32 protein-coding genes are annotated in these 23,108 nt (G+C 69.0%); 19 read left to right on the top strand and 13 right to left on the bottom strand.

What is annotated here, in order from left to right:
* Positions 1 to 113: 113 nt before the first annotated feature.
* The 3 genes from rplU to AC0L6G_RS13975 all read left to right on the top strand — a co-directional run bounded on the left by rplU (position 114) and on the right by AC0L6G_RS13975 (position 1,746).
* Positions 114 to 668 carry a 50S ribosomal protein L21 gene (gene rplU, locus AC0L6G_RS13965; protein WP_293827976.1) on the top strand — a complete coding sequence of 185 codons (555 nt, stop codon included), beginning with the start codon at positions 114 to 116 and terminating at the stop codon, positions 666 to 668.
* 92 nt (positions 669 to 760) lie between these two features.
* Positions 761 to 1,048: a 50S ribosomal protein L27 gene (gene rpmA, locus AC0L6G_RS13970; RefSeq protein ID WP_291537135.1), complete on the top strand. Its 288-nt coding sequence runs from the start codon at positions 761 to 763 to the stop codon at positions 1,046 to 1,048.
* A 164-nt stretch (positions 1,049 to 1,212) separates the two neighbouring features.
* Complete coding sequence (locus AC0L6G_RS13975) at positions 1,213 to 1,746, top strand: GNAT family N-acetyltransferase (protein WP_293827974.1); 534 nt, start codon at positions 1,213 to 1,215, stop codon at positions 1,744 to 1,746.
* Positions 1,747 to 1,762: 16 nt separating this feature from the next.
* On the opposite strand, the gene AC0L6G_RS13980 is transcribed toward AC0L6G_RS13975, so the two are convergent.
* Positions 1,763 to 1,957 (bottom strand): hypothetical protein, encoded by a 195-nt coding sequence (locus AC0L6G_RS13980; RefSeq protein WP_291537137.1) that lies wholly within the window; start codon positions 1,955 to 1,957, stop codon positions 1,763 to 1,765.
* Between the two features lie 129 nt (positions 1,958 to 2,086).
* The gene (locus tag AC0L6G_RS13985; protein WP_293827972.1) at positions 2,087 to 2,617 is read right to left on the bottom strand and encodes a hypothetical protein; all 531 of its coding nucleotides are present in this window, start codon (positions 2,615 to 2,617) and stop codon (positions 2,087 to 2,089) included.
* A 215-nt stretch (positions 2,618 to 2,832) separates the two neighbouring features.
* Here AC0L6G_RS13985 and AC0L6G_RS13990 point away from each other — a divergent pair, with 215 nt between their 5' ends.
* Positions 2,833 to 4,035 carry a threonine ammonia-lyase gene (locus AC0L6G_RS13990; RefSeq protein WP_293827971.1) on the top strand — a complete coding sequence of 401 codons (1,203 nt, stop codon included), beginning with the start codon at positions 2,833 to 2,835 and terminating at the stop codon, positions 4,033 to 4,035.
* Positions 4,016 to 4,543, top strand: a complete 528-nt coding sequence (locus AC0L6G_RS13995; protein ID WP_293827970.1) for an FKBP-type peptidyl-prolyl cis-trans isomerase — start codon at positions 4,016 to 4,018, stop codon at positions 4,541 to 4,543. The genes AC0L6G_RS13990 and AC0L6G_RS13995 overlap by 20 nt, the downstream gene beginning before the upstream one ends.
* Positions 4,544 to 4,563: 20 nt before the next feature.
* Here the strand turns inward: AC0L6G_RS13995 and queG are convergent, their stop codons facing one another.
* Positions 4,564 to 5,682 (bottom strand): tRNA epoxyqueuosine(34) reductase QueG, encoded by a 1,119-nt coding sequence (gene queG, locus AC0L6G_RS14000; RefSeq protein ID WP_293827969.1) that lies wholly within the window; start codon positions 5,680 to 5,682, stop codon positions 4,564 to 4,566.
* A 35-nt stretch (positions 5,683 to 5,717) separates the two neighbouring features.
* The gene (locus tag AC0L6G_RS14005) at positions 5,718 to 6,263 is read right to left on the bottom strand and encodes a DUF2239 family protein (protein ID WP_293827967.1); all 546 of its coding nucleotides are present in this window, start codon (positions 6,261 to 6,263) and stop codon (positions 5,718 to 5,720) included.
* A 59-nt stretch (positions 6,264 to 6,322) separates the two neighbouring features.
* Between AC0L6G_RS14005 and AC0L6G_RS14010 the strand changes: the two genes are divergently transcribed.
* Positions 6,323 to 6,655, top strand: coding sequence for a GIY-YIG nuclease family protein (locus AC0L6G_RS14010; protein WP_291537145.1), 333 nt, complete (start codon positions 6,323 to 6,325; stop codon positions 6,653 to 6,655).
* Here AC0L6G_RS14010 and fzlA read toward each other — a convergent pair.
* On the bottom strand, positions 6,652 to 7,338 hold the full coding sequence (fzlA, locus tag AC0L6G_RS14015; RefSeq protein WP_291537146.1) for an FtsZ-binding protein FzlA: 687 nt from the start codon (positions 7,336 to 7,338) through the stop codon (positions 6,652 to 6,654). The genes AC0L6G_RS14010 and fzlA overlap by 4 nt on opposite strands.
* Before the next feature lie 44 nt (positions 7,339 to 7,382).
* On the bottom strand, positions 7,383 to 8,384 hold the full coding sequence (locus AC0L6G_RS14020; RefSeq protein WP_291537147.1) for a cation diffusion facilitator family transporter: 1,002 nt from the start codon (positions 8,382 to 8,384) through the stop codon (positions 7,383 to 7,385).
* Positions 8,385 to 8,506: 122 nt separating this feature from the next.
* On the opposite strand from AC0L6G_RS14020, the gene AC0L6G_RS14025 reads away from it, so the two are divergent.
* The 10 genes from AC0L6G_RS14025 to AC0L6G_RS14070 all read left to right on the top strand — a co-directional run bounded on the left by AC0L6G_RS14025 (position 8,507) and on the right by AC0L6G_RS14070 (position 16,995).
* On the top strand, positions 8,507 to 9,307 hold the full coding sequence (locus AC0L6G_RS14025) for an undecaprenyl-diphosphate phosphatase (RefSeq protein WP_293827906.1): 801 nt from the start codon (positions 8,507 to 8,509) through the stop codon (positions 9,305 to 9,307).
* 4 nt (positions 9,308 to 9,311) lie between these two features.
* On the top strand, positions 9,312 to 10,211 hold the full coding sequence (locus AC0L6G_RS14030; protein ID WP_293827905.1) for a class I SAM-dependent methyltransferase: 900 nt from the start codon (positions 9,312 to 9,314) through the stop codon (positions 10,209 to 10,211).
* 142 nt (positions 10,212 to 10,353) lie between these two features.
* Positions 10,354 to 11,106, top strand: coding sequence for a pseudouridine synthase (locus AC0L6G_RS14035; protein ID WP_293827903.1), 753 nt, complete (start codon positions 10,354 to 10,356; stop codon positions 11,104 to 11,106).
* 40 nt (positions 11,107 to 11,146) lie between these two features.
* The gene (locus tag AC0L6G_RS14040) at positions 11,147 to 11,788 is read left to right on the top strand and encodes a phosphoribosylanthranilate isomerase (protein ID WP_293827902.1); all 642 of its coding nucleotides are present in this window, start codon (positions 11,147 to 11,149) and stop codon (positions 11,786 to 11,788) included.
* A 74-nt stretch (positions 11,789 to 11,862) separates the two neighbouring features.
* Positions 11,863 to 13,065, top strand: coding sequence for a tryptophan synthase subunit beta (trpB, locus tag AC0L6G_RS14045; protein ID WP_293827910.1), 1,203 nt, complete (start codon positions 11,863 to 11,865; stop codon positions 13,063 to 13,065).
* Positions 13,062 to 13,550: a hypothetical protein gene (locus tag AC0L6G_RS14050; RefSeq protein WP_293827900.1), complete on the top strand. Its 489-nt coding sequence runs from the start codon at positions 13,062 to 13,064 to the stop codon at positions 13,548 to 13,550. Before trpB ends, AC0L6G_RS14050 begins: the two co-directional genes overlap by 4 nt.
* Entirely contained in the window at positions 13,547 to 13,963 is a 417-nt protein-coding gene (locus AC0L6G_RS14055; RefSeq protein WP_293827898.1) for a hypothetical protein, read from the top strand. The genes AC0L6G_RS14050 and AC0L6G_RS14055 overlap by 4 nt, the downstream gene beginning before the upstream one ends.
* Entirely contained in the window at positions 13,960 to 14,802 is an 843-nt protein-coding gene (trpA, locus tag AC0L6G_RS14060; RefSeq protein WP_293827896.1) for a tryptophan synthase subunit alpha, read from the top strand. Before AC0L6G_RS14055 ends, trpA begins: the two co-directional genes overlap by 4 nt.
* Before the next feature lie 10 nt (positions 14,803 to 14,812).
* The gene (locus AC0L6G_RS14065; protein WP_293827894.1) at positions 14,813 to 15,703 is read left to right on the top strand and encodes an acetyl-CoA carboxylase carboxyltransferase subunit beta; all 891 of its coding nucleotides are present in this window, start codon (positions 14,813 to 14,815) and stop codon (positions 15,701 to 15,703) included.
* Positions 15,704 to 15,708: 5 nt separating this feature from the next.
* Positions 15,709 to 16,995, top strand: coding sequence for a bifunctional folylpolyglutamate synthase/dihydrofolate synthase (locus tag AC0L6G_RS14070; protein WP_293827892.1), 1,287 nt, complete (start codon positions 15,709 to 15,711; stop codon positions 16,993 to 16,995).
* Between the two features lie 43 nt (positions 16,996 to 17,038).
* On the opposite strand, the gene AC0L6G_RS14075 is transcribed toward AC0L6G_RS14070, so the two are convergent.
* The 5 genes from AC0L6G_RS14075 to AC0L6G_RS14095 form a co-directional block, all read right to left on the bottom strand.
* Positions 17,039 to 17,215, bottom strand: a complete 177-nt coding sequence (locus tag AC0L6G_RS14075; RefSeq protein WP_291537160.1) for a hypothetical protein — start codon at positions 17,213 to 17,215, stop codon at positions 17,039 to 17,041.
* A gap of 73 nt (positions 17,216 to 17,288) precedes the next feature.
* Positions 17,289 to 17,624, bottom strand: coding sequence for a thioredoxin (gene trxA, locus AC0L6G_RS14080; RefSeq protein WP_292073037.1), 336 nt, complete (start codon positions 17,622 to 17,624; stop codon positions 17,289 to 17,291).
* Positions 17,625 to 17,832: 208 nt separating this feature from the next.
* Positions 17,833 to 18,393, bottom strand: coding sequence for an HNH endonuclease (locus AC0L6G_RS14085; RefSeq protein WP_293824573.1), 561 nt, complete (start codon positions 18,391 to 18,393; stop codon positions 17,833 to 17,835).
* Positions 18,394 to 18,524: 131 nt separating this feature from the next.
* Complete coding sequence (locus AC0L6G_RS14090) at positions 18,525 to 19,175, bottom strand: trimeric intracellular cation channel family protein (RefSeq protein WP_291537166.1); 651 nt, start codon at positions 19,173 to 19,175, stop codon at positions 18,525 to 18,527.
* The gene (locus tag AC0L6G_RS14095) at positions 19,172 to 19,822 is read right to left on the bottom strand and encodes a DNA-3-methyladenine glycosylase family protein (RefSeq protein ID WP_293824571.1); all 651 of its coding nucleotides are present in this window, start codon (positions 19,820 to 19,822) and stop codon (positions 19,172 to 19,174) included. Before AC0L6G_RS14095 ends, AC0L6G_RS14090 begins: the two co-directional genes overlap by 4 nt.
* Before the next feature lie 113 nt (positions 19,823 to 19,935).
* Here AC0L6G_RS14095 and AC0L6G_RS14100 point away from each other — a divergent pair, with 113 nt between their 5' ends.
* From AC0L6G_RS14100 to gluQRS, 3 genes are read left to right on the top strand one after another with little or no spacing between them, the layout of a single operon-like run.
* Complete coding sequence (locus AC0L6G_RS14100) at positions 19,936 to 20,184, top strand: type II toxin-antitoxin system ParD family antitoxin (RefSeq protein WP_293824569.1); 249 nt, start codon at positions 19,936 to 19,938, stop codon at positions 20,182 to 20,184.
* Entirely contained in the window at positions 20,181 to 20,483 is a 303-nt protein-coding gene (locus tag AC0L6G_RS14105) for a type II toxin-antitoxin system RelE/ParE family toxin (RefSeq protein WP_473252502.1), read from the top strand. The genes AC0L6G_RS14100 and AC0L6G_RS14105 overlap by 4 nt, the downstream gene beginning before the upstream one ends.
* Positions 20,474 to 21,334 (top strand): tRNA glutamyl-Q(34) synthetase GluQRS, encoded by an 861-nt coding sequence (gluQRS, locus tag AC0L6G_RS14110; protein ID WP_293824567.1) that lies wholly within the window; start codon positions 20,474 to 20,476, stop codon positions 21,332 to 21,334. The genes AC0L6G_RS14105 and gluQRS overlap by 10 nt, the downstream gene beginning before the upstream one ends.
* On the opposite strand, the gene AC0L6G_RS14115 is transcribed toward gluQRS, so the two are convergent.
* Together AC0L6G_RS14115 and AC0L6G_RS14120 are read right to left on the bottom strand one after the other, a co-directional pair.
* Positions 21,318 to 22,139: a TIGR02186 family protein gene (locus AC0L6G_RS14115; protein ID WP_291537172.1), complete on the bottom strand. Its 822-nt coding sequence runs from the start codon at positions 22,137 to 22,139 to the stop codon at positions 21,318 to 21,320. The two genes, gluQRS and AC0L6G_RS14115, sit on opposite strands and share 17 nt — an antisense overlap.
* Positions 22,136 to 23,059, bottom strand: a complete 924-nt coding sequence (locus AC0L6G_RS14120; RefSeq protein ID WP_293824565.1) for a sulfite exporter TauE/SafE family protein — start codon at positions 23,057 to 23,059, stop codon at positions 22,136 to 22,138. The genes AC0L6G_RS14115 and AC0L6G_RS14120 overlap by 4 nt, the downstream gene beginning before the upstream one ends.
* Between the last annotated feature and the right edge of the window lie 49 nt (positions 23,060 to 23,108).

The raw sequence follows: 23,108 nt of genomic DNA on the forward strand, positions 1-23,108 counted from the left end.
CGCCGGGTTCGGCGTTGACTCTGCGGCGGCCTTCCGTATATGTCGCCGCTCTTCGCCCGCGGGGGTCACTCCAGCGGGCGCATTCTTTTTTGCGTTTGCGCTGAGGCTTCAACATGTACGCGGTGATCAAGACCGGCGGCAAGCAGTACCGGGTTCAACCGGGCGACACCATCGTCGTCGAAAAGCTCGACGGCGACGCCGGCGCCGAGCTGAAGTTCGACAGCGTCCTGATGCTGGGCGGCGACAAGGGCGTGACCCTGGGCGCCCCGCTGATCGACGGCGCCTTCGTCGGCGCGACCCTGGTCGAGACCCGCAAGGGCGAGAAGATCAAGATCTTCAAGAAGACCCGTCGCCAGGGCTATCGCCGCACCAACGGCCACCGCCAGATGGAATCGGTCCTTCGCATCACCGGCATCGAAGGCGCCGGCGAAACCGCCAAATGGGACGGCAAGGTCGAACTGACCACCAAGGCCGAGATCAACATGCGGGCCCGCAACCTGGCTGCGCGCGGCGACACCTCCTCGCTGGGTTCGACTGAGACGGTCGTGACGGACGTGGACGGCGCCGAGGTCAAGGGTGCCGTGGTCGAGAGCTCGGCTCCCGCCAAAAAGGCCCCGGCCAAGAAGAAGGCCGCGCCCAAGGCGGAAGCCGCCGGCGACGAAGCCTAAGACATTCACCGGCGCTTCATGGCGCCATATGATATCATGGACGCGCTCAAGCAGGCCGAACGGCCGGTAGCGCACCAAGAAGGAGCGGCAAGATGGCTCACAAGAAATCCGGTGGTTCGTCGCGTAACGGTCGCGACTCCGAGTCGAAGCGCTTGGGCGTGAAGAAGTATGGCGGCGAGCGCGTGCTGGCCGGCAACATCATCGTGCGCCAGCGCGGCACCACCTTCCATCCTGGCGAGAACATCGGCATGGGCCGCGATCACACCTTGTTCGCCCTGACGCCGGGCGCCGTGAAGTTCACCACCAAGCGCGGCGGCCGTTGTTACGTGTCGATCCTCGCGGCCAACGACGACGCCGCTCAGGCGATGGCCGCCGAGTAACGCAGTCTGGATTTCACCGGATCGCGTTGCTCACGACAGCAGCCGATCCGGACCAGGGAAATATTCCGCGGGGAGTCTGGATCACCAGGCTCCCCGTTTGCGTTCCCCGCCTCGAAGACCGTCCGAGCCCTTCAAGGAGATGGTCGAAGAACGAGGCGATCGCCATGTGCGTCATTGAAACCTCTCCCGTCGTCGAGACGCGGCGTCTGGTGCTGCGCGCGCCCGCGCCCCAGGATGCGCCGCGCATCGCCGCCCTGGCCAACGACCTGGACATCGCGCGCATGACCAAGCGGATGCCTCACCCGTTTCAGGTCCGCGACGCCGACGACTTCGTGCTGCAGGTCGCGTCGCAGGATCCGGCGCGCGCCAACACCTTCGTCATCGACCACGAGGACGTCGGTCCAATCGGCGTGATCGGCCTGTTCGAGGGCGAGGATCGGGTCCCGGAGACGGGTTACTGGATCGGTCGGGACTACTGGGGTCGGGGTTTCGCCACCGAGGCGCTGGACGCCGCTCTGGTCTGGGCCAGCCGCAAGTGGAAGCGCCGGGCCTTGGTCGCCGGACACTTCGCCGACAATCCGGCGTCCGGCCGCGTTCTGGAGAAGGCCGGCTTCCTCTACACCGGCGAGACGCGCCGGGCGTGGAGCCTGGCCCGGGGCGCCCAGGCCGATACGCGGATGATGGTCTGGCTGGCCTAAGGCCTGCTGGGGGCCTCTAACTGGCCAGGGCCGGCCCATAGATCGCCACGGCGGCGATCAGGCCGGCCGCCAACATGACGCCGGCGCCGGCGATGAAGGCAGCCGCCGTCCTGACGCGCCGCCGGCGCATGCCGCCGGACTTGTATTTGCGGATGATGACCGAAGGCCCGCGGGTGAAGGCCTCGGACCCGATGATGTTGTGTTGGGACAAGAAACGCTCCCCGAACTGCCGCAGATCGCCCGATCACTCCGGGGCGCTCGCGGCCAGAAGATGGCGACCCGCGTTACCGGGGTCGCATCTTTGCGCCCCCCAGGCGCCGGAGTCACAGTAATAGGCGGGTCACAGGGTCAGGGCGACGACACGTCCGCCGCGCGTCTGCACATGGCGCATCAGGACGATGGGGTCGCCATCGGCCTTGACCGGGGCGATCACGAACCAGCCGCCGTCCGGCAGGCCGTCGAACTGGAATCGGCCGTCTTGGCAACGCGTGTCGCGGACGTAGGTCGAATAGTTGGCGTTGGCGTCCGCCACGGTGCGGGCGCGAACGACGGCGGCGGGCACGGCCGCGCGCTCGGTCGAGCCGTACAGGGTGCGAAAGCGCGCGCGGGTGTAGGGGGTGTCCGGCGTCAGGCCGACGTTGGCCACGCAGGAAAAGGCCTTGCCGTCCTGGGCGAAGGCGATCCGGCCCTGGATGCTGTTGCGGCCAGCGGCCTGGGACCAGGCGAAGTCGGCTTCGTCGAAGGCGGCCGGGCCGGCGGTCGGCAGGGCGCCGCTTCCCGCCGTGGGCGCGCAGGCGGACAGGGCCGCCGCCGACAGGACAAGCGCCAGGGCAAGAGCCGGTCTGGGGGCGGCGAGAGAGCGAATCGACATGGGCGTTCCTCCGGGCAATGGGACGGCCGTTCGATCCGGCCGTTCGAGGGGCGTGCGTTTCGGGGTCGCAGGGGACGACCGTCGCCACTATCGCACAGGCGCGGCGGGGACTTCCACGCCCAAGATCGCCTGGCTCTGGACCGCAAGGCGACAACGCGCGAAACAGGCGCCGATCAACTCGCCCGCCTTCGAGGCGATAGTCCGGAAACCGCCGCATGACCGTCGCCTTCGCCGATATCCAAGCCGCCCGCGCCCGGATCGCCGGCCAGGTCGACCACACCCCGACCCGCTACTCCCGCCGGCTGTCGCAGCTGACCGGGGCCGAGGTTTGGGTCAAGTTCGACAATCTGCACTTCACCGGCAGTTTCAAGGAGCGCGGGGCGCTGAACCGCCTGCTGCTGCTGAGCGAGGACGAGCGCAGGCGCGGCGTGGTGGCCGCCAGCGCCGGCAACCACGCCCAGGCCCTGGCCTATCACGGCGGACGGCTGGGCGTGCCCGTCACCATCGTCATGCCCGAAGGCACCCCCTTCGCCAAGATCAACGGCACCCGCTCGCACGGCGCGACGGTGGTGATCCACGGCCTGGACTTCACCAGCTCGACCGAGGAGGCCAAGCGGCTGGAGGCCGAGAAGGGCTTTGTCTTCGTCTCGGCCTTCGACGACGAGGGGATCGTGGCGGGCCAGGGCGTCTGCGCCATCGAGTTCCTGGAGGACGCGCCCGAAATCGAGGCTCTGATCGTGCCGATCGGCGGCGGCGGCCTGATCGCGGGCTGCGCCATCGCCGCCAAAGCGATCAAGCCGGACATCCAGGTCTATGGGGTGGAGGCTGCGCGCTATCCCTCCTTCACCGCCAAGCGGGCGGGGCTGCCGCCGGTCTGCACCGGACAGACCATCGCCGAAGGGATCGCCATCAAGGCGGTGGGCGACATCCCCTTCGCCCTGGCGGACCCGCTGATCGACGAGGTCTTCGTGGCGGACGAGGCCGATTTCGAACGCGGCGTCTCCTACATGGCCACGCTGGAGAAGACTGTGTGCGAGGGCGCCGGGGCCGGGGGGCTGGCCGTGCTGTTGCGCAATCCCGAGCGGTTCAAGGGGATGAAGGTCGGGATCGAACTGACGGGCGGCAACATCGATGCGCGGATGCTGGCGGTGGTGCTGAACCGCGAGATGGTCCGTGAACGGAGATTGCTGGTCTATCGCATCCTGGGCGACGACCGGCCGGGGATGCTGTCGGCGATGGCGGCGGTGATCGGCGGCCTGGGCGGCAACATCATCGACGTGGTCCACAACCGTCTGGCTTTGGACGTGCCGGCCAAGGGCGCCGAGTTCGACATCATGGTCGAAACGCGCGATAGCGCCCACGCCGACGAGATCGGCGAGGCCTTGAAGGAACGCGGCTATGAACTTCGGATGGGTTAGGGCGGCGCTGCTCTCCAGCTTTTTGGGCGGCCTGCTGCTGGCGGGCTGCGGCCGGGCCGAGCCGGTCGATCCCAACGCGGGCAAGGCCGAGGCGGCCGCCTTCATGGCGAAGAACGCCAAGGCGGAGGGCGTCCAGACCTTGCCCAGCGGCCTGCAGTACAAGGTGATCCAGTCCGGCCCTGCCGGCGGGGTCAGCCCGGACCGCAACGACTTGGTCAAGGTCGATTACGAGGGCAAGCTGGTCGACAACACCGTGTTCGACAGCTCGTTCGCGCGCGGGGCGCCGGCGATCTTCACCCCGGAAGAGGTGGTCAAGGGCTGGACGGAGGCGCTGCAGAAGATGCGCGTCGGCGACGAATGGCTGCTCTATGTGCCGCCCGAACTGGGCTATGGCGAACAGGGCAATCCCAAGATTCCGGCCAATTCGGTGCTGATCTTCCGGCTGAAACTGCTGGACGTAGCCAAGGCGCCCGGCGGCGGATCGGGCGTCGGAATCGGCATGGGCTGAGGATCCGCGGTTCGCGGCGGTTATGCAGGTCGGGGCCGTCGCCATTCGGTCAGGACCTGGGGGTCGGCCTCGGTCGTCGTCTGGGACAGGGCCGCGAAAGCCTCTCCCGTCATCAGCCGCGACAGCGCCCAGACGGCGGCGCCGCGCACCAGGGGCGAGAGGTCGGCCAAGAGCGCCTGCGCCGGGGCGATCAGGGCCACGTCCTGCGAATTGCCGACAGCGTAGAGAACGTTTCTCAGGAAACGGTCGCGGCCGATCCGCTTGACCGGGCTTTTGGCGAACAGGGCGCGAAACGCCGCGTCGTCCAGCGCCAGCAGGTCATGCAGGCGCGGACTTTCGAAGGCCGGGCGGGACGCCAGCCGGATTTCGCGCGCTTGCTGGGCGAACTTGTTCCAGGGACAGACGGCCAGACAGTCGTCGCAGCCATAGATGCGCGATCCGGTCAGGGTGCGGAACTCGACCGGCCAAGGCTCGGCGAATTCGATGGTCAGATAGGACAGGCAGCGCCGGGCGTCGAGTTGGAAGGGGGCCGGGAAGGCGTTGGTCGGGCAGGCGTCCAGGCAGGCGGTGCAGCGGCCGCAATGTTCTGTCTCGGCCTCGTCCGGTTCGATCTCGGCGGCGGTCAGTATGGTCCCCAGGAACAGCCAGTTGCCGTGGGTGCGGCTGAGCAGATTGGTGTGTTTGCCCTGCCAGCCCAGGCCGGCGCGCTGGGCCAGCGGCTTTTCCATCAGGGGGGCGGTGTCGACAAAGACCTTGATGTCAGCGCCGTTGCGGGCCGCGATCTGGCCCGCCAGCTGTTTCAGCCGGCCCTTGATGACCTCGTGGTAGTCGTCGCCGCGCGCATAGACCGCGATATAGCCGGCCGAGCGGTCGGCCAGCTGATCCAGCGGGTTCTCCTCGGGGCCGTAGTTCATGCCCAGGACGATGGCGGTCCTGGCCCCGTCCCACATGGCGGTCGGGTGCTGGCGGCGATCCAGCGTGGTCTGCATCCAGTCCATGTCGCCATGCCGGCCCGCATCCACGAAGGCGCGCAACCGCTCGCCCGCCGGCCAGGCGTCGGCCGCCGAGGCGAACCTGCAGACATCGAAGCCCAGCTCGGCCGCGCGCTGGCGGATGAAGGTTTTCAGGCGGTCGGACACGGGGCGGGGGATAGCACAGAATTCGATCTCGGCGTTTACGCGCAACAGGCGTCAGTCGGCGGGGCCGCGCCGTCGAACAGTTCGATGATCTGCGCCCGGACATCCGCAGGCCAGGGCGCGATCAGGGCGATCAGACGCTCGCGGTCGGCGGCGAACAGGGCGCGGCTGGCCTCTTCGAAATCGGGGGCGTCGCCGGCCATTTCGACCATGAAGCCATAGGCGGCGTCGGTGCGTCGGCGGCGCGCATCGTCGTCCGCGCCGATCTTGCGCGCCTGTTCCACCAGCCGACGCAGGGCGGCCGAGGCCCCGCCCGGCTGGGTCGCCAACCAGTCCCAATGCCGGGGCAGAAGCGTGACCTCGCGCGCGGCGACGCCCAGGCGCGGGCGGCCGCGTCGGGGCGGGGGCGTCGGCCGCAGATCGAGATCGACCGGACGGCCGGTCCCCAGGTCGAAGACGCGCAGCGACGCCTGGGGCGAGGCCGACAGGGCGGTCTGGAAGGCGGCCGACACCGCCGCTTCCGGTCCCTTGGCGATCCGCTCCGGGCCGTCGAACAGGACCAGCTGGCGAATTTCGTCGTCCATATATTTACCCGGATAAATTTAATGCCTAGGATAATACCCGGATAATAGGGAAAGCCGCCATGACCACAAGCCGCAAGGCCCTGATCGCCGAATACAAGGAGCGGCCGACCATCGCCGGAATCTACGCCGTGATCTGCAGTGCGACGGGCCAGGTCTGGGTCGGCAAGAGCCGCCACATCGACACCGAACAGAACGGCCTGTGGTTTGCGCTGCGCCACGGCGGCAGCCCGTACCGGTCGCTTCAGGCGGCGTGGACGGCGCATTCGCCCGAGGATTTCCGCTTCGAACAGCTGGACCGTCTGCCCGAGGACATTTCCGATCTGCGACGCAAGGACGAACTGGCGGGACGCGCCAGGCTGTGGATCGCGCGGCTGAACGCCGAGGCGCTTTAGAAATCCAGATCCGCATACCACCCCGACGGCGGCACGCCGACGAACCGATCCGCCAGCAGGGGGCGGAAACAGGGGCGGGATTTCAGCTTGGAGTACCAGGTCTTCAGCGCGGGCCAGGTCTGCCAGGGGATTTCGCCGAAGTAGTCCAGCACCGACAGATGCGCGGCGGCGATCAGGTCGGCCTGGGACAGGCGGCGCCCGGCCAGCCAGTCGCGGGCGGCGACCAGGTCTTCCAGCATCGCCAGGTGGGATTTCAGGGCGTCGCGGCCGTCGCGCAGGGCGCGGGCCTCGGGCGGGCCGAGCTTGAGCAGGGGTTTCTCCATCCGCTCGTGCAGCAGAACGGCGTCGACCTCATCGGTGAACCGGCGCTCGAACCAGCCGGTCAGGCGGCGCGCCTCGGCCCGTTCGCCCGCGTCGGCGGGAAGGAGCAGCGGCCCCTTCTGCTGATCCTCGACCCAGCCCAGGACGGCGGGCAGTTCGCACAGGGTCAGGGGGCGGCCCCGGTCGCTGGTCTGGATCACCGGCGGCAGGCCCGAAGGATTGAAGTCGTTGACCGGACAGTCGTCCTCCCACGGACGGACGGGCGTATCGGTCCAGTCGATCCGCGCCTCGCCCAGCGCCAGGCGCGCGGCGCGCGAGGCGGGCTGGAAGGCGAAGTGGAAGAGAACGCAAGGATCGGCCATCGCGGCTTGATGCGCCCCGACCCGTTAAATCGCCGTTTACCGCGTCAGGACCAGGGGCCCTTGGCGACGGGGGCGGAGGGGGCTTCGGTCAAGGCCTCGGTCGGCGATGCGGCGGCGGCCGGTTCGGCGGCCGGGGCCGAGGGGCGGGCGAGGCCGCGCGGATCGGCGTGGATCAGGATGTCGGCGGCGGGGAACCGCTCCAACACCCGGCGTTCGGCCTCGACCACGATGGCGTGGGCGGCGTCCAGCGTCAGGGCGCCGTCCAGATCGACGTGCATCTGGACCATCATCACCGGCCCGACCATGCGGGTGCGCAACTGATGCACGCCCGACACGCGCGGGTCGGCCAGGACGGCCTGGGCGACGGCGGCGCGGTCGGCCTCTGGCGCGGCGCGGTCCAGGAGGTGATCGGCGGCGGCCTTCAACATGCCGGTCGCGCCCCAGAACAGCCAGACGGCGACGACCACGCCGGCCGCCGCATCCAGCCCCGGCGCGCCCAGGAAGGCGCCCGACGCCACCCCGATCAGAACCACGACATTGGCGGCCAGGTCGGCGGCGTAGTGGGCGCGGTCGCCGGCCACGGCCAGGGAGCCGGTCTTCTTCAGCGCCCGGGTCTGCATCCACACCAGCCAGCCGGTGATGGCGATGGCTGCGACCACGACGCCGGTCGCCCAGACGCCGGCAGTGACGGGGCGGGGATCGAAGATGCGCTGCATCCCCTCCCAGCCGATGAAGACGGCCGAGGCGAAGACCAGACCCGCCTGGACCAGGGCGGCCAGGGCTTCGCCCTTGCCGTGGCCGTAGCGGTGATCCTCGTCCGGCGGGGCGGCGGCCCAGCGCACGGCGAAGAAGGTGGTCAGGGAAGCCGCCAGGTCCAGGGCCGAATCCGCCAGACTGGCCAGGATGGAGACCGAGCCGGAGGCGCCCAGGGCGAACGCCTTGAGCGCGATCAGCGCCACCGCCACCCCCACCGACAGGCGGGTGATGCGCCGCGTGGCGAGATGGGCGTCTTCCAGGGGCGCGGGGGCGGGGGCGGGCGTCGTCATTTGACGCCTCTTCTCGCGCAATCGTGGCGGAAAGCCAACCGCTCGCCTAATCGGGGGCGATTGCGCTAAAGGCAGGCAGGCCGGGCGCGCGGCGTTTGGGTTCATGTGTTTTCGGGGTTCTCATGTCGGACTGGCTGGCGGCCATCATCCTGGGTCTGGTCGAGGGGCTGACCGAGTTCATACCGGTGTCCTCCACCGGCCATATGCTGCTGCTGGGCCATTTCATGGGGTTCGAGAGCGCGGGCAAAACGTTTGAGATCGTCATCCAGCTGGGGGCGCTGCTGGCCATCGTCAGCGTCTATTTCAGGAAGCTGTGGACGCTGGCGACGCGCTGGCCGTTCGACCCGGAGGCGCGGCGGTTCCTGATCGGGCTCCTGGTCGCCTTTCTGCCGGCGATGGTGATCGGCTTTGCCGCCTACGACTTCATCAAGGAGGTGCTGTTCGAGACGCCCCAGGTGATCTGCATCGCCCTGATCGTGGGCGGCGTGATCCTGCTGGCCTTGGACCGGATGGACAAGACGCCGCGGTGGCTGGACGCCGAGGCCTATCCGATGCGGATCTATTTCCTGATCGGCCTGTTCCAGTGCCTGGCCATGATCCCCGGCGTGTCGCGATCCGGCGCCACCATCGCCGGCGGCCTGCTGCTGAAAACCGACAAGCGGTCGGCGGCCGAGTTCAGCTTCTTCCTGGCCCTGCCGACCATGGGGGCGGCGGTGGCCTATGACCTTTTGAAGAACCACAGGACGCTGGACTTCAGCGACGTCGGCCTGATCGCGGTCGGTTTCGTGACGGCCTTCCTGGCGGCCCTGGCGGTGGTGCGGTTCCTGCTTGATTTCGTGTCCAGGCGCGGGTTCGGCGTCTTCGCCTGGTGGCGGATCGTGGTCGGGGTCGTGGGGTTGGTGCTGCTGCAAGCCGGGTTCTGAGGCCATGACCACGCTGCTCTATGGCCGCCCGCCGGCCGTCTTCGATCCGCCCGGCGACGCGATCCAGACCTCGCCCCTGATCCCGGATTCGGCGGCGCTGGAGGCGCAGGCGCCCGGATCGGCCGATGCGGCGATGATCTACGCCCCGCCCGGCGTGCTGGAGCGGCGCTATGTGCTGGCCCTGGCGCTGAGGGCGCTGAAGGTCGGCGGGCGGCTGGACGTCATGGCGCCCAAGGATCGGGGCGGCGCACGCCTGGGCAAGGAGCTGAAGGGCTTCGGCCTGGAGGTCGCCGAAACGGCCAAGGCGCATCACCGGCGTTGCGTCGTCATTCGGCCAGAGACGGTCGCGGGGCTGGACGAAGCCATCGCCGCGGGCGGACCCCAGATCGCGCCGGGGCTGGAGGCCTGGTCGCAGCCGGGGATATTCGCCTGGGACCGGATCGATCCGGGCTCGGCGCTTCTGGCCCGGCATCTGCCGCCGATGAAGGGCGAGGGGGTCGATCTGGGATGCGGCTACGGTGCCCTGGCGACTGTGGTGTTGCGTTCGCCGGCGGTGACGAAGCTGAAACTGGTCGACGTGGACCGTCGCGCCATCCGCGCCGCGCGCGAGAACGTCAAGGACGAACGGGCCAAGGTCTGGTGGGCCGACGCCCGCACCCTGGAGGCCAAGGGCGACAAGGATTTCGTGGTCAGCAATCCGCCCTTCCACGACGGCGGGGCCGAGGACCGACGGCTGGGCCAGGCCTTCGTGCGCAAGGCGGCCGACCTGCTGAAGAAGGGCGGCGTCGCCTGGATCGTGGCCAACCGCCACCTGCCCTATGAGGCGGAGCTGGACGCGGCGTTCAAGCGGGTGCGCGTCGTCGCCGATGAGGGCGGCTACAAGCTTTTCGAGGCGGTGAAGTGAGCGCGTGTCTCCACGTCCGTCATCCTCGCCCCTGTGGCGAGGATCCAGACTCCCGGTGGTCGAAGTCGGCGTACTCTGCGGAAAGACCGGGAGTCTGGATCCTAGGGACAAGCCCTAGGATGACGGGTGTGGGCGTGGGCGCATGAGCAGGACCCCCACATCCCGCATCGACCGCCTGCTGGGGTCGATGGGCTATGGCTCGCGGGCCGAGATGGCGCGGATGACCAGGGCGGGCGGGATCGTGCTGGACGGGGCGGACCTGACCGACGTGTCCAGGCGGATCGCCGTGACGCCCGACCTGCCGACGCGGATGGAGATCGACGGGGAGCCGCTGGACCCCGTGCCGGGACTGGTGATCCTGTTGAACAAGCCCCTCGGAATGACCTGTTCGCACAAGGAGGAGGGGGCGTTGGTCTATGACATCCTGCCCGACCGGTGGCGTCGGCGCGATCCCGCGATCTCGACCATCGGGCGGCTGGACAAGCAGACGACGGGCCTGCTGCTGCTGACCGACGACGGCGACCTGCTGCACCGGGTCATCAGCCCCAAACGCCATGTGGCCAAGGTTTACCGGGCCGGGCTGGCGCGGCCGCTGGCGGGGACGGAAGGCGCGTTGTTCGCCTCGGGCGAACTGGTGCTTGAGGGCGAGGACAAGCCGCTAGCGCCGGCGGTGCTGGAGGTGGTGTCGCCGACCGAGGCCCTGCTGACGGTGACGGAGGGCCGCTATCATCAGGTCCGGCGCATGTTCGCCGCCGTCGGCAACCACGTCGAGACCCTGCATCGCGAGCGGCTGGGCGGGCTGGTCCTGCCGGCCGATCTGGCGCCCGGACAGTGGCGGCTGGCGACGGCGGATGAGGTCGCCTCGATTTTCGCGGCGCCCGAGAGCGTGGGCTGAAGGTCTTGACGCCTGCGGGATCGGACGCGCAGGTCGAGGGATGACCACCAAGATCAAGATCTGCGGCTTGACCACGGGCGAGACGTTGGACGCCGCCTTGGACGGCGGGGCCGATTTCGTCGGGGCGGTGGTGTTCCCGAAAAGCCCGCGCCATCTCGCGCCCGATACGGCGGCCGAACTGTTCGCGCGGGCGCGGGGGCGGGCCGGGATCGTGGCGGTGACGGTCGATCCCGACGACGCGCTGTTGGACGAGATCGCGCGGACGCTGAGGCCCGACTTCGTCCAGCTGCATGGATCGGAGACGCCGGCGCGGGCGGAACGGGTGCGGACCCTCACGGGGGCGGGGGTCATCAAGGCCCTGCCGATCCGGCAGGCGGACGACTTCGCCGCCGCCGACGAATGGGATTATCACGCCGACCATCTGATGTTCGACGCCAGGCCGCCCCAGGGTTCGACCCTGCCAGGCGGAGTGGGACATCGTTTCGACTGGACCCTGCTGGCGGATCGGGCGTTTCGCCATCCGTGGTTCCTGGCGGGCGGGCTGAACCCCGACAATGTGGGCGAGGCGCTGCGGATCACGGGGGCGCCGATGGTGGACGTGTCCTCTGGCGTCGAAAGCGCGCCGGGTGTTAAGGACGCCAACCGGATCGCAGCCTTCATCCGAAACGCGCGCCGGTCGTAATTGCGACGCCTCCCCGCGTGAAAGTCGAAACCGTGAACGCTCAGACGCCTCTCCAAGCCGCCGATTCCGCCCCGCTGGCGAACGCCTACGCCTGGCCCGACGCGAAGGGACGGTTCGGTCCCTATGGTGGGCAGTTCGTCGCCGAGACCCTGATGCCGCTGATCCACGAGCTGGATGCGGCCTATAAGGCGGCCAAGGCGGACCCGAGCTTCCAGGCCGAGCTGGACGGTTTCCTGACCCACTATGTCGGCCGCGAAAGCCCGCTGTATTTCGCCGAACGGCTGACCGAGCATTTCGGCGGCGCCAATATCTGGCTGAAGCGCGAGGACCTGAACCACACGGGCGCGCACAAGATCAACAACTGCATGGGCCAGATCCTCTTGGCCCGTCGCATGGGCAAGACCCGGATCATCGCCGAGACCGGCGCGGGTCAGCACGGGGTGGCCTCGGCGACCGTGTCGGCGCGGTTCGGCCTGCCCTGCACCGTCTATATGGGGGCGGTGGACGTGGAGCGGCAGCAGCCGAACGTCTTCCGCATGCGGCTGCTGGGGACCGAGGTCTTTCCCGTCACCGCCGGAGCCGCGACCCTGAAGGACGCGATGAACGAGGCGATGCGCGACTGGGTCACGAACGTCTCGGACACCTATTACATCATCGGCACGGCGGCGGGGCCGCATCCGTACCCAGCCATGGTGCGCGACTTCCAGTCGGTCATCGGCAAGGAAATCAAGACCCAGTCGCTGGCCCAGATGGGCAAGCTGCCCCAGGCCGTCGTGGCCTGCATCGGCGGCGGATCGAACGCCATCGGCGCCTTCCACCCCTTCATCGAGGACGAGGGCGTGCGGCTGATCGGGGTCGAGGCGGCGGGTTACGGCCTGGACACGCCCGACCATGCGGCGTCGCTGAAGGGCGGGCGGCCCGGCGTGCTGCACGGCAACCGGACCTATCTGCTTCAGGACGACGACGGCAACATCGTCGAGGGGCATTCGATCTCGGCGGGTCTGGACTATCCGGGCATCGGGCCGGAACACGCCTGGCTGCACGACATCGGCCGGGCCGAATATCGGTCGGCGACAGACGACGAGGCGCTGGAGGCGTTCCAGCTGTGCTCCAAACTGGAGGGGATCATTCCCGCCCTGGAACCCGCCCACGCCCTGGCGCGGACTGGCGAGATCGCCAAGGAAGTCGGCAAGAACGGCGATGTGGTGCTGTTGATGTCGGGACGCGGCGACAAGGACATCTTCCAAGTCGCCAAACACCTGGGAGTGGAATTGTGAAGTCTGTTCTTCTGGCCGCGAGCGCCGCGCTCGCCCTGTCCGTCGCCGCCGTCCAGGCCCAGGCCGCCGTCCAGACGCCGCCGCCGGCTGGGGCCCAGCCGGCGCCGCAGGGCGGGCCGGCCGGTGTCGGCCTGCTGCCCGGCGCCGAGTTGTCGCCCGATTGCGGGGCGCTGAACAATCTGACCGGGCGCGCCTGGTGCGTGACGGCTCAACTCGGCCAGATCGGCGCCCTGGCCGACGGCTATATCGCCGACCTGGCGAGCAAGGGCTGGTTGGCGGCCGGCGGCGACGAGAACCGCGTCGTCTTCGTCAAGCGCCGCGTGGCCGGCGGCTGCGACGGCATGCAGATGGTCGCCTTCTACGACACGACCAAGACCGCCGTCGCCGAACTGCCTGCCTATCTGGGCTTCGCCACCATTCCCGGCGACGTGTGCGCGGCCGCCGCCGCCCCGCCGCCTGCCGCCGGCGGATCGCCGCAGCAATGATCGCCAGCCTGCTGAGCGCTTATCTCCTGGCGTCGATGGGACCGGACGTTTTGCTGCCGGGCCAAGCGGACTTCCCCATTCTGCGTGGCGCGCGCCTGGCGCCGGAATGCCTTGAGGTCATGCCTGCGGATCCCGAGCAGCCGCCGTTGACCTGTGTGTCGGCGCCCATGCGTCGCGCCAACGACATCATGTGGGAATATAGCCGATATGCGCAGAGCCACGGCTGGCAGGAAGCCGGCGGCGCCGCCAGCGCTCTGTTCTTCACACGTCCTGCGACTGCGGACCGCTGTGCAGAGCGTCTGACGCTTGTCGCGTTCTGGGATACCAGCCGCGTCGAAGCGCCCGCCCCCAACGACAAGGTGTTCATCGGAATGATGGTCGAAAACGAGCGGTGCCAAGGAGTTAGCCAATGACCACCGCCCGTATCGAGGCGCGCTTCAAGGCGCTGAAGGCCGAGGGCCGTGCGGCCTTCATTCCCTATGTGATGGGGGGCGATCCGTCGCGCGAAGAGGCGCTGGCGATCCTGAAGGGGCTGCCGGCCGCCGGGGCGGACATCATCGAGCTGGGCTTTCCGTTCAGCGATCCGATGGCTGAGGGGCCGCCGATCCAGAAGGCGGCGATCCGGGGGCTGGCGGCCGGTTTCGGCCTGCGCTCGACGATGGATCTGGCCAGGGAGTTCCGCAAGGGCGACGACGCCACCCCGATCGTGCTGATGGGCTATCTGAACCCGATCGAGAGCCTGGGCTACGACGCTTTCGCCGGCTATGCGGCCGACTGCGGCATCGACGGGCTGATCGTGGTGGACTGCCCGCCGGAAGAGGCCGGGCCGCTGGTTCAGGCGCTGGACAAGGTTTCGATCGCGCTGATCCGCCTGGCGACGCCGACCTCGGACGACGCGCGTCTGAAGGTGGTGGTCCAGGGGACGTCGGGCTTCGTCTATTATGTCGCCGTGGCGGGCGTGACCGGGGTCAAGGAGGCGGACGCCGATATAGTGGCCCCGGCCGTGGCGCGGGTGCGGGCGGCCTCGGGCCTGCCGGTCGCGGTCGGCTTCGGCATCAAGACGCCGGAACGGGCCGCCGCCATCGCCAGGGTGGCCGATGCGGTGGTGGTGGGCTCGGCCCTGGTGGACGAGGTGGCCGCCGCGCTGGAGGCGAACGAAGCGGCCGCCCCGCGCGTTCTGGCCCGGGTCAAGGCCCTGGGCGACGCCGTGCGGTCTGTCGTGACTAGTGCTTCCGTGGCGGAAACCGTCTAAGAGCGCGCGGATGAACGACAAGACCAAGCCTCAGGAAAAGCGCGTCGGCTGGCTCAGCCGCTTCGCCCCCGGCGTGCGCAAGATCGTCTCGCGCCGAGATACGCCCGACAATCTGTGGGTCAAGGACCCCGACAGCGGCGAGATGCTGTATCGGCCGGACCTGGAGACGGCCCTGTGGGTCACGCCGTCCGGCCGCCATATGCGGATCGATGCGCCGACGCGGCTGAAGGCCACCTTCGACGGCGGCGTGTTCGAAGCCGTCGACAGCCCCGACGTGCCCGAGGACCCGCTGAAATTCTCGGACGGCAAATCCTACAAGGACCGGCTGAACGCGGCGCGCAAGGCGGCGGGCCGCAAGGACACCATGGCCATCGGCGTCGGCCCCGTAGGCGGCCAGATGGCGGTGGTGATCGTCCAGGACTTCACCTTCATGGGCGGGTCGCTGGGCATGGCGGCGGGCGAGGCCTTCATCAAGGGCGCGCGCGAGGCCGTGGCCCGCAAGCTGCCGCTGGTCTGTTTCACCGCCGCCGGCGGCGCGCGGATGCAGGAGGGCGCCCTGTCGCTGATGCAGATGGCGCGCACCACCCTGGCCGTCGAGGAGCTGAAACAAGCGAAACTGCCCTACGCCGTGGTCCTGACCGACCCGACGACGGGCGGGGTGACAGCCTCCTACGCCATGCTGGGCGACGTGCATCTGGCCGAGCCGGGCGCCCTGATCGGCTTCGCCGGCCCGCGCGTGATCGAGGCCACCATCCGCGAGAAACTGCCCCCCGGCTTCCAGCGCGCCGAATATCTGCAGGAAAAGGGCATGGTGGACAGGGTGGTGACGCGCGCCGACCTGCCGCGCACCCTGGGCCAGATTCTGTCCATGCTGATGGGCGGGACGCGCCAGGCGGCCTGACCGCCGTGGACCCGATCTCCGAGCGCCTGCGGGCGCGGCATCCGCAACGGATCGACCTGTCCCTGGACCGGATGAGGACGCTGTGCGCCGCCCTGGGCGATCCGCAGCACCGCTTGCCGCCGGTGGTTCATGTGGCGGGCACCAACGGCAAGGGATCGACCGTGGCCCTGATCCGGGCCATCGCCGAGGCGGCGGGTCTGCGGGTCCATGCCTATACCTCGCCCCATCTGGTGCGGTTCAACGAGCGGATACGGCTGGCGGGCCGGTTGATCGAAGACGATGCTCTGAACGCCATCCTGGACCGGATCGAGGCGGTCATGGCCGCGACCGACAGCGAGGCCACGGTGTTCGAAAGCACCACCGCCGCCGCCTTCCTGGCCATGTCCGAGACGCCCGCCGATCTGGCCGTCATCGAGGTGGGCCTGGGCGGGGTGCTGGACGCCACCAATGTCATCGAACGGCCGCTGCTCAGCGTGATCGCGCCGGTCGACTACGACCACGCCGAGTTCCTGGGGACCGATCTGGCCGGCATCGCCTCGGAGAAGGCGGGGGTTCTGAAGGCCGGGGCGCCGGCGGTGATCGCGCGACAGCGGGAAGAGGCGATGGCGGCCATCGAACGGCGCGCGGCCGACGTCCATGCGCGGCTGACGGTGCTGGGGGTCGATTTCGACGCCTGGGCCGAGCGGGGCGGCATGGCCTTCCAGACGGCGGACCTGTTCATGGACCTGCCGGCGCCGGTCCTGGCGGGGGCGCACCAGATCGACAATGCGGCCCTGGCCGTGGCGGCGGCCATCGAACTGGACCTGCCGGAAGCCGCGATCGCCGAGGGGCTGCGGACCGTGCGCTGGCCCGCGCGGCTGCAACGGCTTTCGGCCGGTCCTTATGGCGAGGCGGCCAGGGCGGCGGAGGCCGAACTGTGGCTGGACGGCGGGCACAATCCCCACGCCGGACGCGCGCTGGCCGCCTTCCTGGCCGAGCGGCAGGCGCGGGCGGCGCGTCCCCTGGCCCTGATCTGCGGCATGCTGGCCAACAAGGACGCGGGCGGCTTCTTCGCGGCCCTGAAGGACAGTCACGCCACGGTCTTCACCGTCGGCTTCGACGGGGCGGCGGCCGATCCTGCCGCCCTGGCCGCCGTGGCGCGCGGTCACGGGCTTGCGGCGACGCCTGCCGGATCGGTCGGCGAGGCGCTGGACCTGGCCCTGCGCCTGGGCGCCGGCCGCGTCGCCATCTGCGGCTCCCTGTATCTGGCGGGCGAGGTGCTGGGCGCCAGCCAAGCGACCTGGCCGGATTAGCGCCGACCTTCCCTCCCCGGAACGGGGATTGAGAATAGGCGGGCTATTTGCTCATCCAGGGTCGGGACTTTCCGGCCTCGATCCGGGCGTTCTGCTCGCGCTGGAAACGGCCGCCGCGCGGCGGCTTGGGGCGACCGGCCAGCTTGGCGTTTTTCAGGCGCAGAGCCTTTTGCACCGGCGTTTCGCCGGGGATGTCGTCAGGCGTGTCCTGGTCGCTCATGGGGTATCCTTAGCATGAAAAACGCCCGCCGGTCGGAACCGGCGGGCGCGATCTTATCTCCGGCGGAGGGGGATCAGGCGTCGGCCTTGACGCCGGCCTCGGCCAGCCATTCGACGATTTTGCCCTTGGGCATGGCGCCGACCTTCATCGAGGTCATCTGGCCGTCCTTGAACAGCATCAGGGTGGGGATGCCCTTCACGCCCAGCTTGGACGGGGTCATGGGGCTGTCGTCGATATTGACCTTGGCCACCGTGACCTGGCCGCCCAGTTCGTCGGCGATCTGCTCCAGCGCGGGACCGATCTGTTTGCACGGGCCGCACCATTCGGCCCAGAAATCGACCAGGACCGGGGTCGAGGCCTTCAGGACGTCGGCGTCGAAGCTTTCGTCGGTAACTTTTACCGTCGCCATAAGTGGCTCCTTGGGACGCTGTCGTTCGGCTCGCGGAGTCGAGCGGCTCGAGCGCGATAGGGGTTGTCCGGCCTGTCCGGGTTCGCTGGCAGATGTGGGAGCGAATCGCGGGCAAATCAACTCTTCCACTCCATGACCCGTCAAGCCCAAGCGCCGGTTGCGGCCGAGGGCGCCTTCGTTGAGGCACTTCGAGCAACTGAAAAGAACCCTAAGGTTCGAGCTCTATGTCCCAGTAGAGATAGTCGAGCCAGCTCTGATGCAGGTAATGCGGCGGGAAGCGGCGGCCCGCGTCCTGAAGCTGCCAGGCGTTTGGGCGATAGGGATCGCGGCGGATCGGCATCATGGCCTGGCGCGGGGTGCGGCCGCCCTTTGCCAGATTGCAGGGGCTGCAGGCGGCGACGATATTGTCCCAGGTCGTGCGCCCGCCCTGAGAGCGCGGGACCACATGGTCGAAGGTGAGTTCGGTCGACTGGCCGCAGTACTGGCAGGCGAAACCGTCGCGCAGAAAGACATTGAAACGGGTGAAGGCGGGGCTGCGATCCTGATCGACATAGGATTTCAGCGCGATCACGCTGGGCAGCTGCATCTCCATCGAGGGAGAGCGCACCACCTTGTCGTACAGGGACACCACGTCCACCCGGTCCTGATAGACCGCCTTGACGGCCTCCTCCCACGGCCACAGCGACAGGGGATAGTAGGACAGGGGTCGGAAGTCGGCGTTCAGCACCAGGGCCGGCCACCCGGACGGGGGTCGATGGAGAACCTGCATCAGGCCCTCCCGCCGACGGCGGAGGTTATGGAGGCGACAGGACTGAAGACGCGGCTCCTTCCCTAGTCTGACGGCCCAAGACTACGCGCGATTCGAAGACGTCGCCATGACGAAGACGCGACGTTCGCGCCTCAATTTCGAACGGGGAAACCCGGCAGCGTCCATCCCCACCGCAGGGCCGCCGCCCGCAGCATGAAGCCGCACAGGGCGGCCGCGATCGCGGCGGGCCAGACGCCGACGCCCGGCGCCCGCAGGACCATATAGACCGTGGCCGCCAGGATGGCCGCCGTGACGTTGATCTCGCGCCGCAATAGGATGGAGGGCTGGCCCGCCAGGGTGTCGCGCACCACCCCGCCGAAACAGGCGGTCAGCGTGCCCATGACGATGCAGATCAGGGCCGGGGCGCCGGCCGCCTCGGCCTTGGCCGCGCCCATGACGCCGTAAGCCGCCAGCCCGACCGCATCCAGCCACAGCAGCGCCCGGAACCGCCAGTCCCGCTGGCCGATCAGCCACAGGATCGTCGAGGCGATCAGACAGACGGCGACATACCGCCAGTCCTGGACCCAGAAGACCGGCAGACCCAGCAAGAGGTCGCGCAGCGTGCCGCCCCCGACGCCGGTGATGGCGCCGAAGAAGGCGAAGGTGACGACGTCGTGTTTCTCGCGCGCGGCGGCCAGGGCGCCGGTGGCGGCGAACACCGCCACGCCCGCGAAATCCAGCGCCGACAGAACGGTCTGGGGATTGCGCAGCGGTTCGCTCAGGACGGGGTCGAGCGGGGTCATGCCGTCGTCTCCCGCAGGATCTCGCCGCGCTTGACGCCAGTGTGCCACGCCCACAGCAGATGGGTCGCCACGGCGCGATAGGGCCGCCATATTTCGGCGCGGGCGTAGGCCGCCTTCTGATCGGGGCGGGCATCGGCTCCGTCGGCCCAGCGGATCGCCTCCTGCAGGGCGACGTCCCCGCCCGGGAACACGTCCAGTCGCCCCTCGCACATCAGCAGATAGGCCTCGGCCGTCCATAGGCCCACGCCCTTCAGCGCGGTCAGGGCCGCAATGGCGGACTGGTCGTCCAGGTTCGACAGATGCTCCAGGTCGATCTCCCCGGCGATCTGGGCGCGCGCCATCCCCTGGCCATAGGTCGCCTTCTGCCGCGACAGGCCCATGCCGCGTAGTTGCTCCAGGTCGTGGTCCAGCAGACGTTCGGGCGTGATCTCGCCCAGACCTTCGCGCAGCCGCGCCCAGACCGAGGCGGCCGAGGCCACCGACACCTGCTGCTCCACGATCATGCGGAACAGGCCTTCGAACCCGCCGACCCGCAGCCGCCATTCGAACGGCGGCGTCTGGGCGTGCACCGCCGCCAGGACGGGATCGGCGGCGACCAGCGCCTCGCGCGCGGCGGCGATATCATCGGGCGTGGGTTGAAGCGGCATGGCCCCTCTATGCCGCGCCCGGTCGTTCAGGGGAATGGCGACGATGGCGGATTCCGGCTGGCGACAGCCAGGATTAATAACTATTATTGCCTTAAGACATCGAGGAGGTCGTCATGACCATGACCGTCGAACTGGGCGCATTGGAACAGGTGGTGGACAGGCTGGTCCGCGACGGCCGCTACGGCTCCAAGAGCGAGGTGCTGCGCACGGGGGTTCGTCTGGTTCAGGAGCACGAGGCGCGCCTGGCGGCCCTGTTGGGAAAGTTGGAAGAGGGTATCGCCGACGCCGACGCAGGTCGATTGACTCCTCTCGAGGACGCGCGAGCCGCGTTCGAGGCGCGCTGGGCTGCCGACGGCGGATGAAGGTCCGCATCGCGCGAGCGGCGATCAATGACCTGGTCGAGATCGAACGGCATATCAGCCGGGACAACCCTGCCGCCGCTCGTCGTCAGGTCGCCGCATTGTTCGACCGCTGCCACAACCTGGCGCACAATCCGATGCGTTATCCTACAACGCCGATCACCGGCCTTCGCCGACGGCCGCATCGATCGTATCTGATCTCTATCGCGTCACGGGCGACGTTGAGATCGTCCGCATCCTTCACGCCGCGCGCGACTGGACCCACCTGCTGGCGACGGACGACGACTGAGCCGTGTTCATAACCCGCTTCGCCCCCTCCCCCACCGGCCGCCTGCATAAAGGCCACGCCTTTTCGGCCCTGACCGCCTGGTCGGCGGCGAAGGCGGCGAGCGGGCGGTTCCTGCTGCGGATCGAGGACATCGACCCGACCCGCTGCAAGCCTGAATACGAGGCTGGGATTCTGGAGGACCTGACCTGGCTGGAGTTGGATTGGGATGGACCCGCACGTCGCCAGTCCGATCATCTGGGCGGCTATGCCGCCGCCGTCGAAAGCCTGCGGGCGCGCGGTCTGCTCTACCGGTGTTTCCGCACCCGCAAGGACATCCTGAAGGCCATCGGCGATGCGCCGCACGGGGCGATGGAGGCCGTGCGGCCCGGCCCGCATCCGGCGGAGGAGGAGGCGCGGCTGCTTGCGGACGGGGCGGCGTTCGCCTGGCGGCTGTCGCTGGATCGGGCGCGCGAGGCCCTGGGCGAGACGATTTGGACCGGCATGAGCTTCACAGAGGAAGGGGCGGGCCCCGACGGCCAAACTGGCGTCCTGCCCGTCGATCCGACGGCGGGGGGCGACGTGGTTCTGGCGCGAAAAGATACGGGCGTCGCCTATCATCTGGCCGTCACCCACGACGACGCCTTGCAGGGCGTGACCCATGTGGTCCGGGGCCAAGACCTGTTCGCCGCGACCTCGGTGCAGCGGCTGATCCAGACGCTGATGGGCTGGCCGGCCCCCGTCTATCGCCACCATCGGCTTCTGGCCGGACCGGACGGGCGGCGCTACGCCAAGCGGGACCGCTCAGTCACCCTGGCCGAATTGAGGGCCGGCGGCATGACGCCCGAAGTTCTGCGCGCCGAACTGGGCTTCAGTCGCGGCGGCTGAAGATGCGCGAGGCGCCGTAGCCCGTCAGGGCCGCCAGGACGACGCACAACACGCCATAGAGCCACGGACGACGATGGGCGAACTCGTAGATGTCGCGCTCCAGCCCCACCTTTTCGACCGTCAGCGTCAGGTTGGAGACCGATTGCGGCTCTCCGTCCTGGAACAGCCAGACTTCGGCGTAGTATTTTCCGGTCGGAGCCACGGTCGGCAGCTTGACCTCGGCCCTGAACAGGCCCCGGTCTACGAACTCCACCCCCTGGGAATCGGTGTCGTAGAGGGCCGCCGCCTCCTTCAACCGGATCACGGCGCGGCGCCAGTCCAGATAATCGTCGCCCAGCCGACTGACCACCACGTCGCGCACGCCGTAGCGGGTGACGGTGCGGCTTTCCTCGGGCGCGTCGATGCGCAGGTGATCGACCCCGACGCCCAGGCGGCGCAACTGGCCGAAGTCGGCGATGTCGCTGAGCGGCCGGGTGGAGGCGGTCATGTAGAAGCCGGGAGCCCCCTCGAACAGCACCGGGCGGCTGTTCAGCCAGACGCCCGAGGTGCGAACTTTCTTGACCAGGCGGATTGGGGCGTCTGGCCCGCGCACCACCACGACCACATCCGCCGGCTCGGGCGTCGGATTGAACACGGCGCCGTACAGGACGATGGAGGCGCCCCGGAAGCTGGAATCGACCTTGACCTGGGCGTCTGTCAGGGCGGCGGCGACGCGCAGGGCACCGGTGGTCGCCTGCGAACGGTCGGGCGCGGCGGCCGTCGCGGCGGGCGGCGCCGGATCGGGCGGCGGCAGGGCCTGGATCATTCGGGAACCCCCGGCGCGATCATGAAGATGTCGGCGGGCCGCACGAACAGCTCCAGCCCCATCTGGATGCCGACCAGCAGGACGATCAGCCCCAGGGCCGCACGCAGTTCCTCGGCGCGGAACCGACCAGCGAACCGGGCGCCGATCTGGGCCCCGACCACCCCGCCCAGCAGCAGGATGGTGGACAGCACGATGTCGACCGTCTGGTTCCGTCCGGCCTGCAGGATGGTGGTGATGGCGGTGGTGATGATGATCTGGAACAGACTGGTGCCCACCACGACGCCGGCGCGCATCCGCAGGACATAGAGCATGGCCGGCACCAGGATGAAGCCGCCGCCCACCCCCATGATGGCCGACAGCACCCCGGCGAAGACGCCCAGGCCGAACGGCGGCAGGGCGCTGATGTAGAGGCCCGACTTGGGAAACTTGATCCGCAGCGGCAGGCCGTACAGCCACATGGGCCGCCGCCGCTCCTTGCGCGGCGCGGGGACGCCCCGGCGGCGGCGCAGGATCTCGGTCAGGCTCTCGTTCAGCATCAGGACGCCGATGGCGCCCAGGAAGACCAGATAGGACAGGGCCACCACCAGATCGGCCTGACCCACCAGCCGCAGGTAGCGAAACAGTTCGACCCCCGCCAGGGCCCCTGCCGCCCCGCCGGTCGCCATCACCGCCCCCATCTTGAAATCGACCGCGCCCTGACCGGCATAGCGGATCACCCCCGAGGTCGAGGAGGCGACGACGTGGCTTGCCTGGCTGGCCACGGCCACCGTCGGGGGAATGCCCAGGAAGACCAGGATCGGGGCCATCAGGAAGCCGCCGCCGATGCCGAACAGGCCCGAGACGAACCCGACCACCGCCCCCAGGATCACCAGGGTCGGCCAGTTCACCGAAACCTCGGCGATCGGCAGATAGATGTCCAAAGGACAGGCCTTCGGCTGGAGCGTTTACAGGGTCGCCGTCAGGCGGGGC

Source organism: Brevundimonas sp. D3-1P, assembly GCF_055809335.1.

Coding starts and splice junctions, on each gene's coding strand:
- AC0L6G_RS13990 (WP_293827971.1), top strand. CDS start 2,833: ATGACCGTCGCCTTCGCCGATATCCAAGCCGCCCGCGCCCGGATCGCC.
- AC0L6G_RS14010 (WP_291537145.1), top strand. CDS start 6,323: ATGACCACAAGCCGCAAGGCCCTGATCGCCGAATACAAGGAGCGGCCG.
- AC0L6G_RS14100 (WP_293824569.1), top strand. CDS start 19,936: ATGACCATGACCGTCGAACTGGGCGCATTGGAACAGGTGGTGGACAGG.
- AC0L6G_RS14065 (WP_293827894.1), top strand. CDS start 14,813: ATGAACGACAAGACCAAGCCTCAGGAAAAGCGCGTCGGCTGGCTCAGC.
- AC0L6G_RS14090 (WP_291537166.1), bottom strand. CDS start 19,175: ATGACCCCGCTCGACCCCGTCCTGAGCGAACCGCTGCGCAATCCCCAG.
- AC0L6G_RS14005 (WP_293827967.1), bottom strand. CDS start 6,263: ATGGACGACGAAATTCGCCAGCTGGTCCTGTTCGACGGCCCGGAGCGG.
- AC0L6G_RS14035 (WP_293827903.1), top strand. CDS start 10,354: ATGAGCAGGACCCCCACATCCCGCATCGACCGCCTGCTGGGGTCGATG.
- rplU (WP_293827976.1), top strand. CDS start 114: ATGTACGCGGTGATCAAGACCGGCGGCAAGCAGTACCGGGTTCAACCG.
- AC0L6G_RS14105 (WP_473252502.1), top strand. CDS start 20,181: ATGAAGGTCCGCATCGCGCGAGCGGCGATCAATGACCTGGTCGAGATC.
- trxA (WP_292073037.1), bottom strand. CDS start 17,624: ATGGCGACGGTAAAAGTTACCGACGAAAGCTTCGACGCCGACGTCCTG.
- AC0L6G_RS14025 (WP_293827906.1), top strand. CDS start 8,507: ATGTCGGACTGGCTGGCGGCCATCATCCTGGGTCTGGTCGAGGGGCTG.
- trpA (WP_293827896.1), top strand. CDS start 13,960: ATGACCACCGCCCGTATCGAGGCGCGCTTCAAGGCGCTGAAGGCCGAG.
- AC0L6G_RS14075 (WP_291537160.1), bottom strand. CDS start 17,215: ATGAGCGACCAGGACACGCCTGACGACATCCCCGGCGAAACGCCGGTG.
- AC0L6G_RS13985 (WP_293827972.1), bottom strand. CDS start 2,617: ATGTCGATTCGCTCTCTCGCCGCCCCCAGACCGGCTCTTGCCCTGGCG.
- AC0L6G_RS14115 (WP_291537172.1), bottom strand. CDS start 22,139: ATGATCCAGGCCCTGCCGCCGCCCGATCCGGCGCCGCCCGCCGCGACG.
- AC0L6G_RS14085 (WP_293824573.1), bottom strand. CDS start 18,393: ATGCAGGTTCTCCATCGACCCCCGTCCGGGTGGCCGGCCCTGGTGCTG.
- AC0L6G_RS14020 (WP_291537147.1), bottom strand. CDS start 8,384: ATGACGACGCCCGCCCCCGCCCCCGCGCCCCTGGAAGACGCCCATCTC.
- AC0L6G_RS14040 (WP_293827902.1), top strand. CDS start 11,147: ATGACCACCAAGATCAAGATCTGCGGCTTGACCACGGGCGAGACGTTG.
- fzlA (WP_291537146.1), bottom strand. CDS start 7,338: ATGGCCGATCCTTGCGTTCTCTTCCACTTCGCCTTCCAGCCCGCCTCG.
- rpmA (WP_291537135.1), top strand. CDS start 761: ATGGCTCACAAGAAATCCGGTGGTTCGTCGCGTAACGGTCGCGACTCC.
- AC0L6G_RS13975 (WP_293827974.1), top strand. CDS start 1,213: ATGTGCGTCATTGAAACCTCTCCCGTCGTCGAGACGCGGCGTCTGGTG.
- AC0L6G_RS14095 (WP_293824571.1), bottom strand. CDS start 19,822: ATGCCGCTTCAACCCACGCCCGATGATATCGCCGCCGCGCGCGAGGCG.
- AC0L6G_RS14030 (WP_293827905.1), top strand. CDS start 9,312: ATGACCACGCTGCTCTATGGCCGCCCGCCGGCCGTCTTCGATCCGCCC.
- AC0L6G_RS14055 (WP_293827898.1), top strand. CDS start 13,547: ATGATCGCCAGCCTGCTGAGCGCTTATCTCCTGGCGTCGATGGGACCG.
- AC0L6G_RS13995 (WP_293827970.1), top strand. CDS start 4,016: ATGAACTTCGGATGGGTTAGGGCGGCGCTGCTCTCCAGCTTTTTGGGC.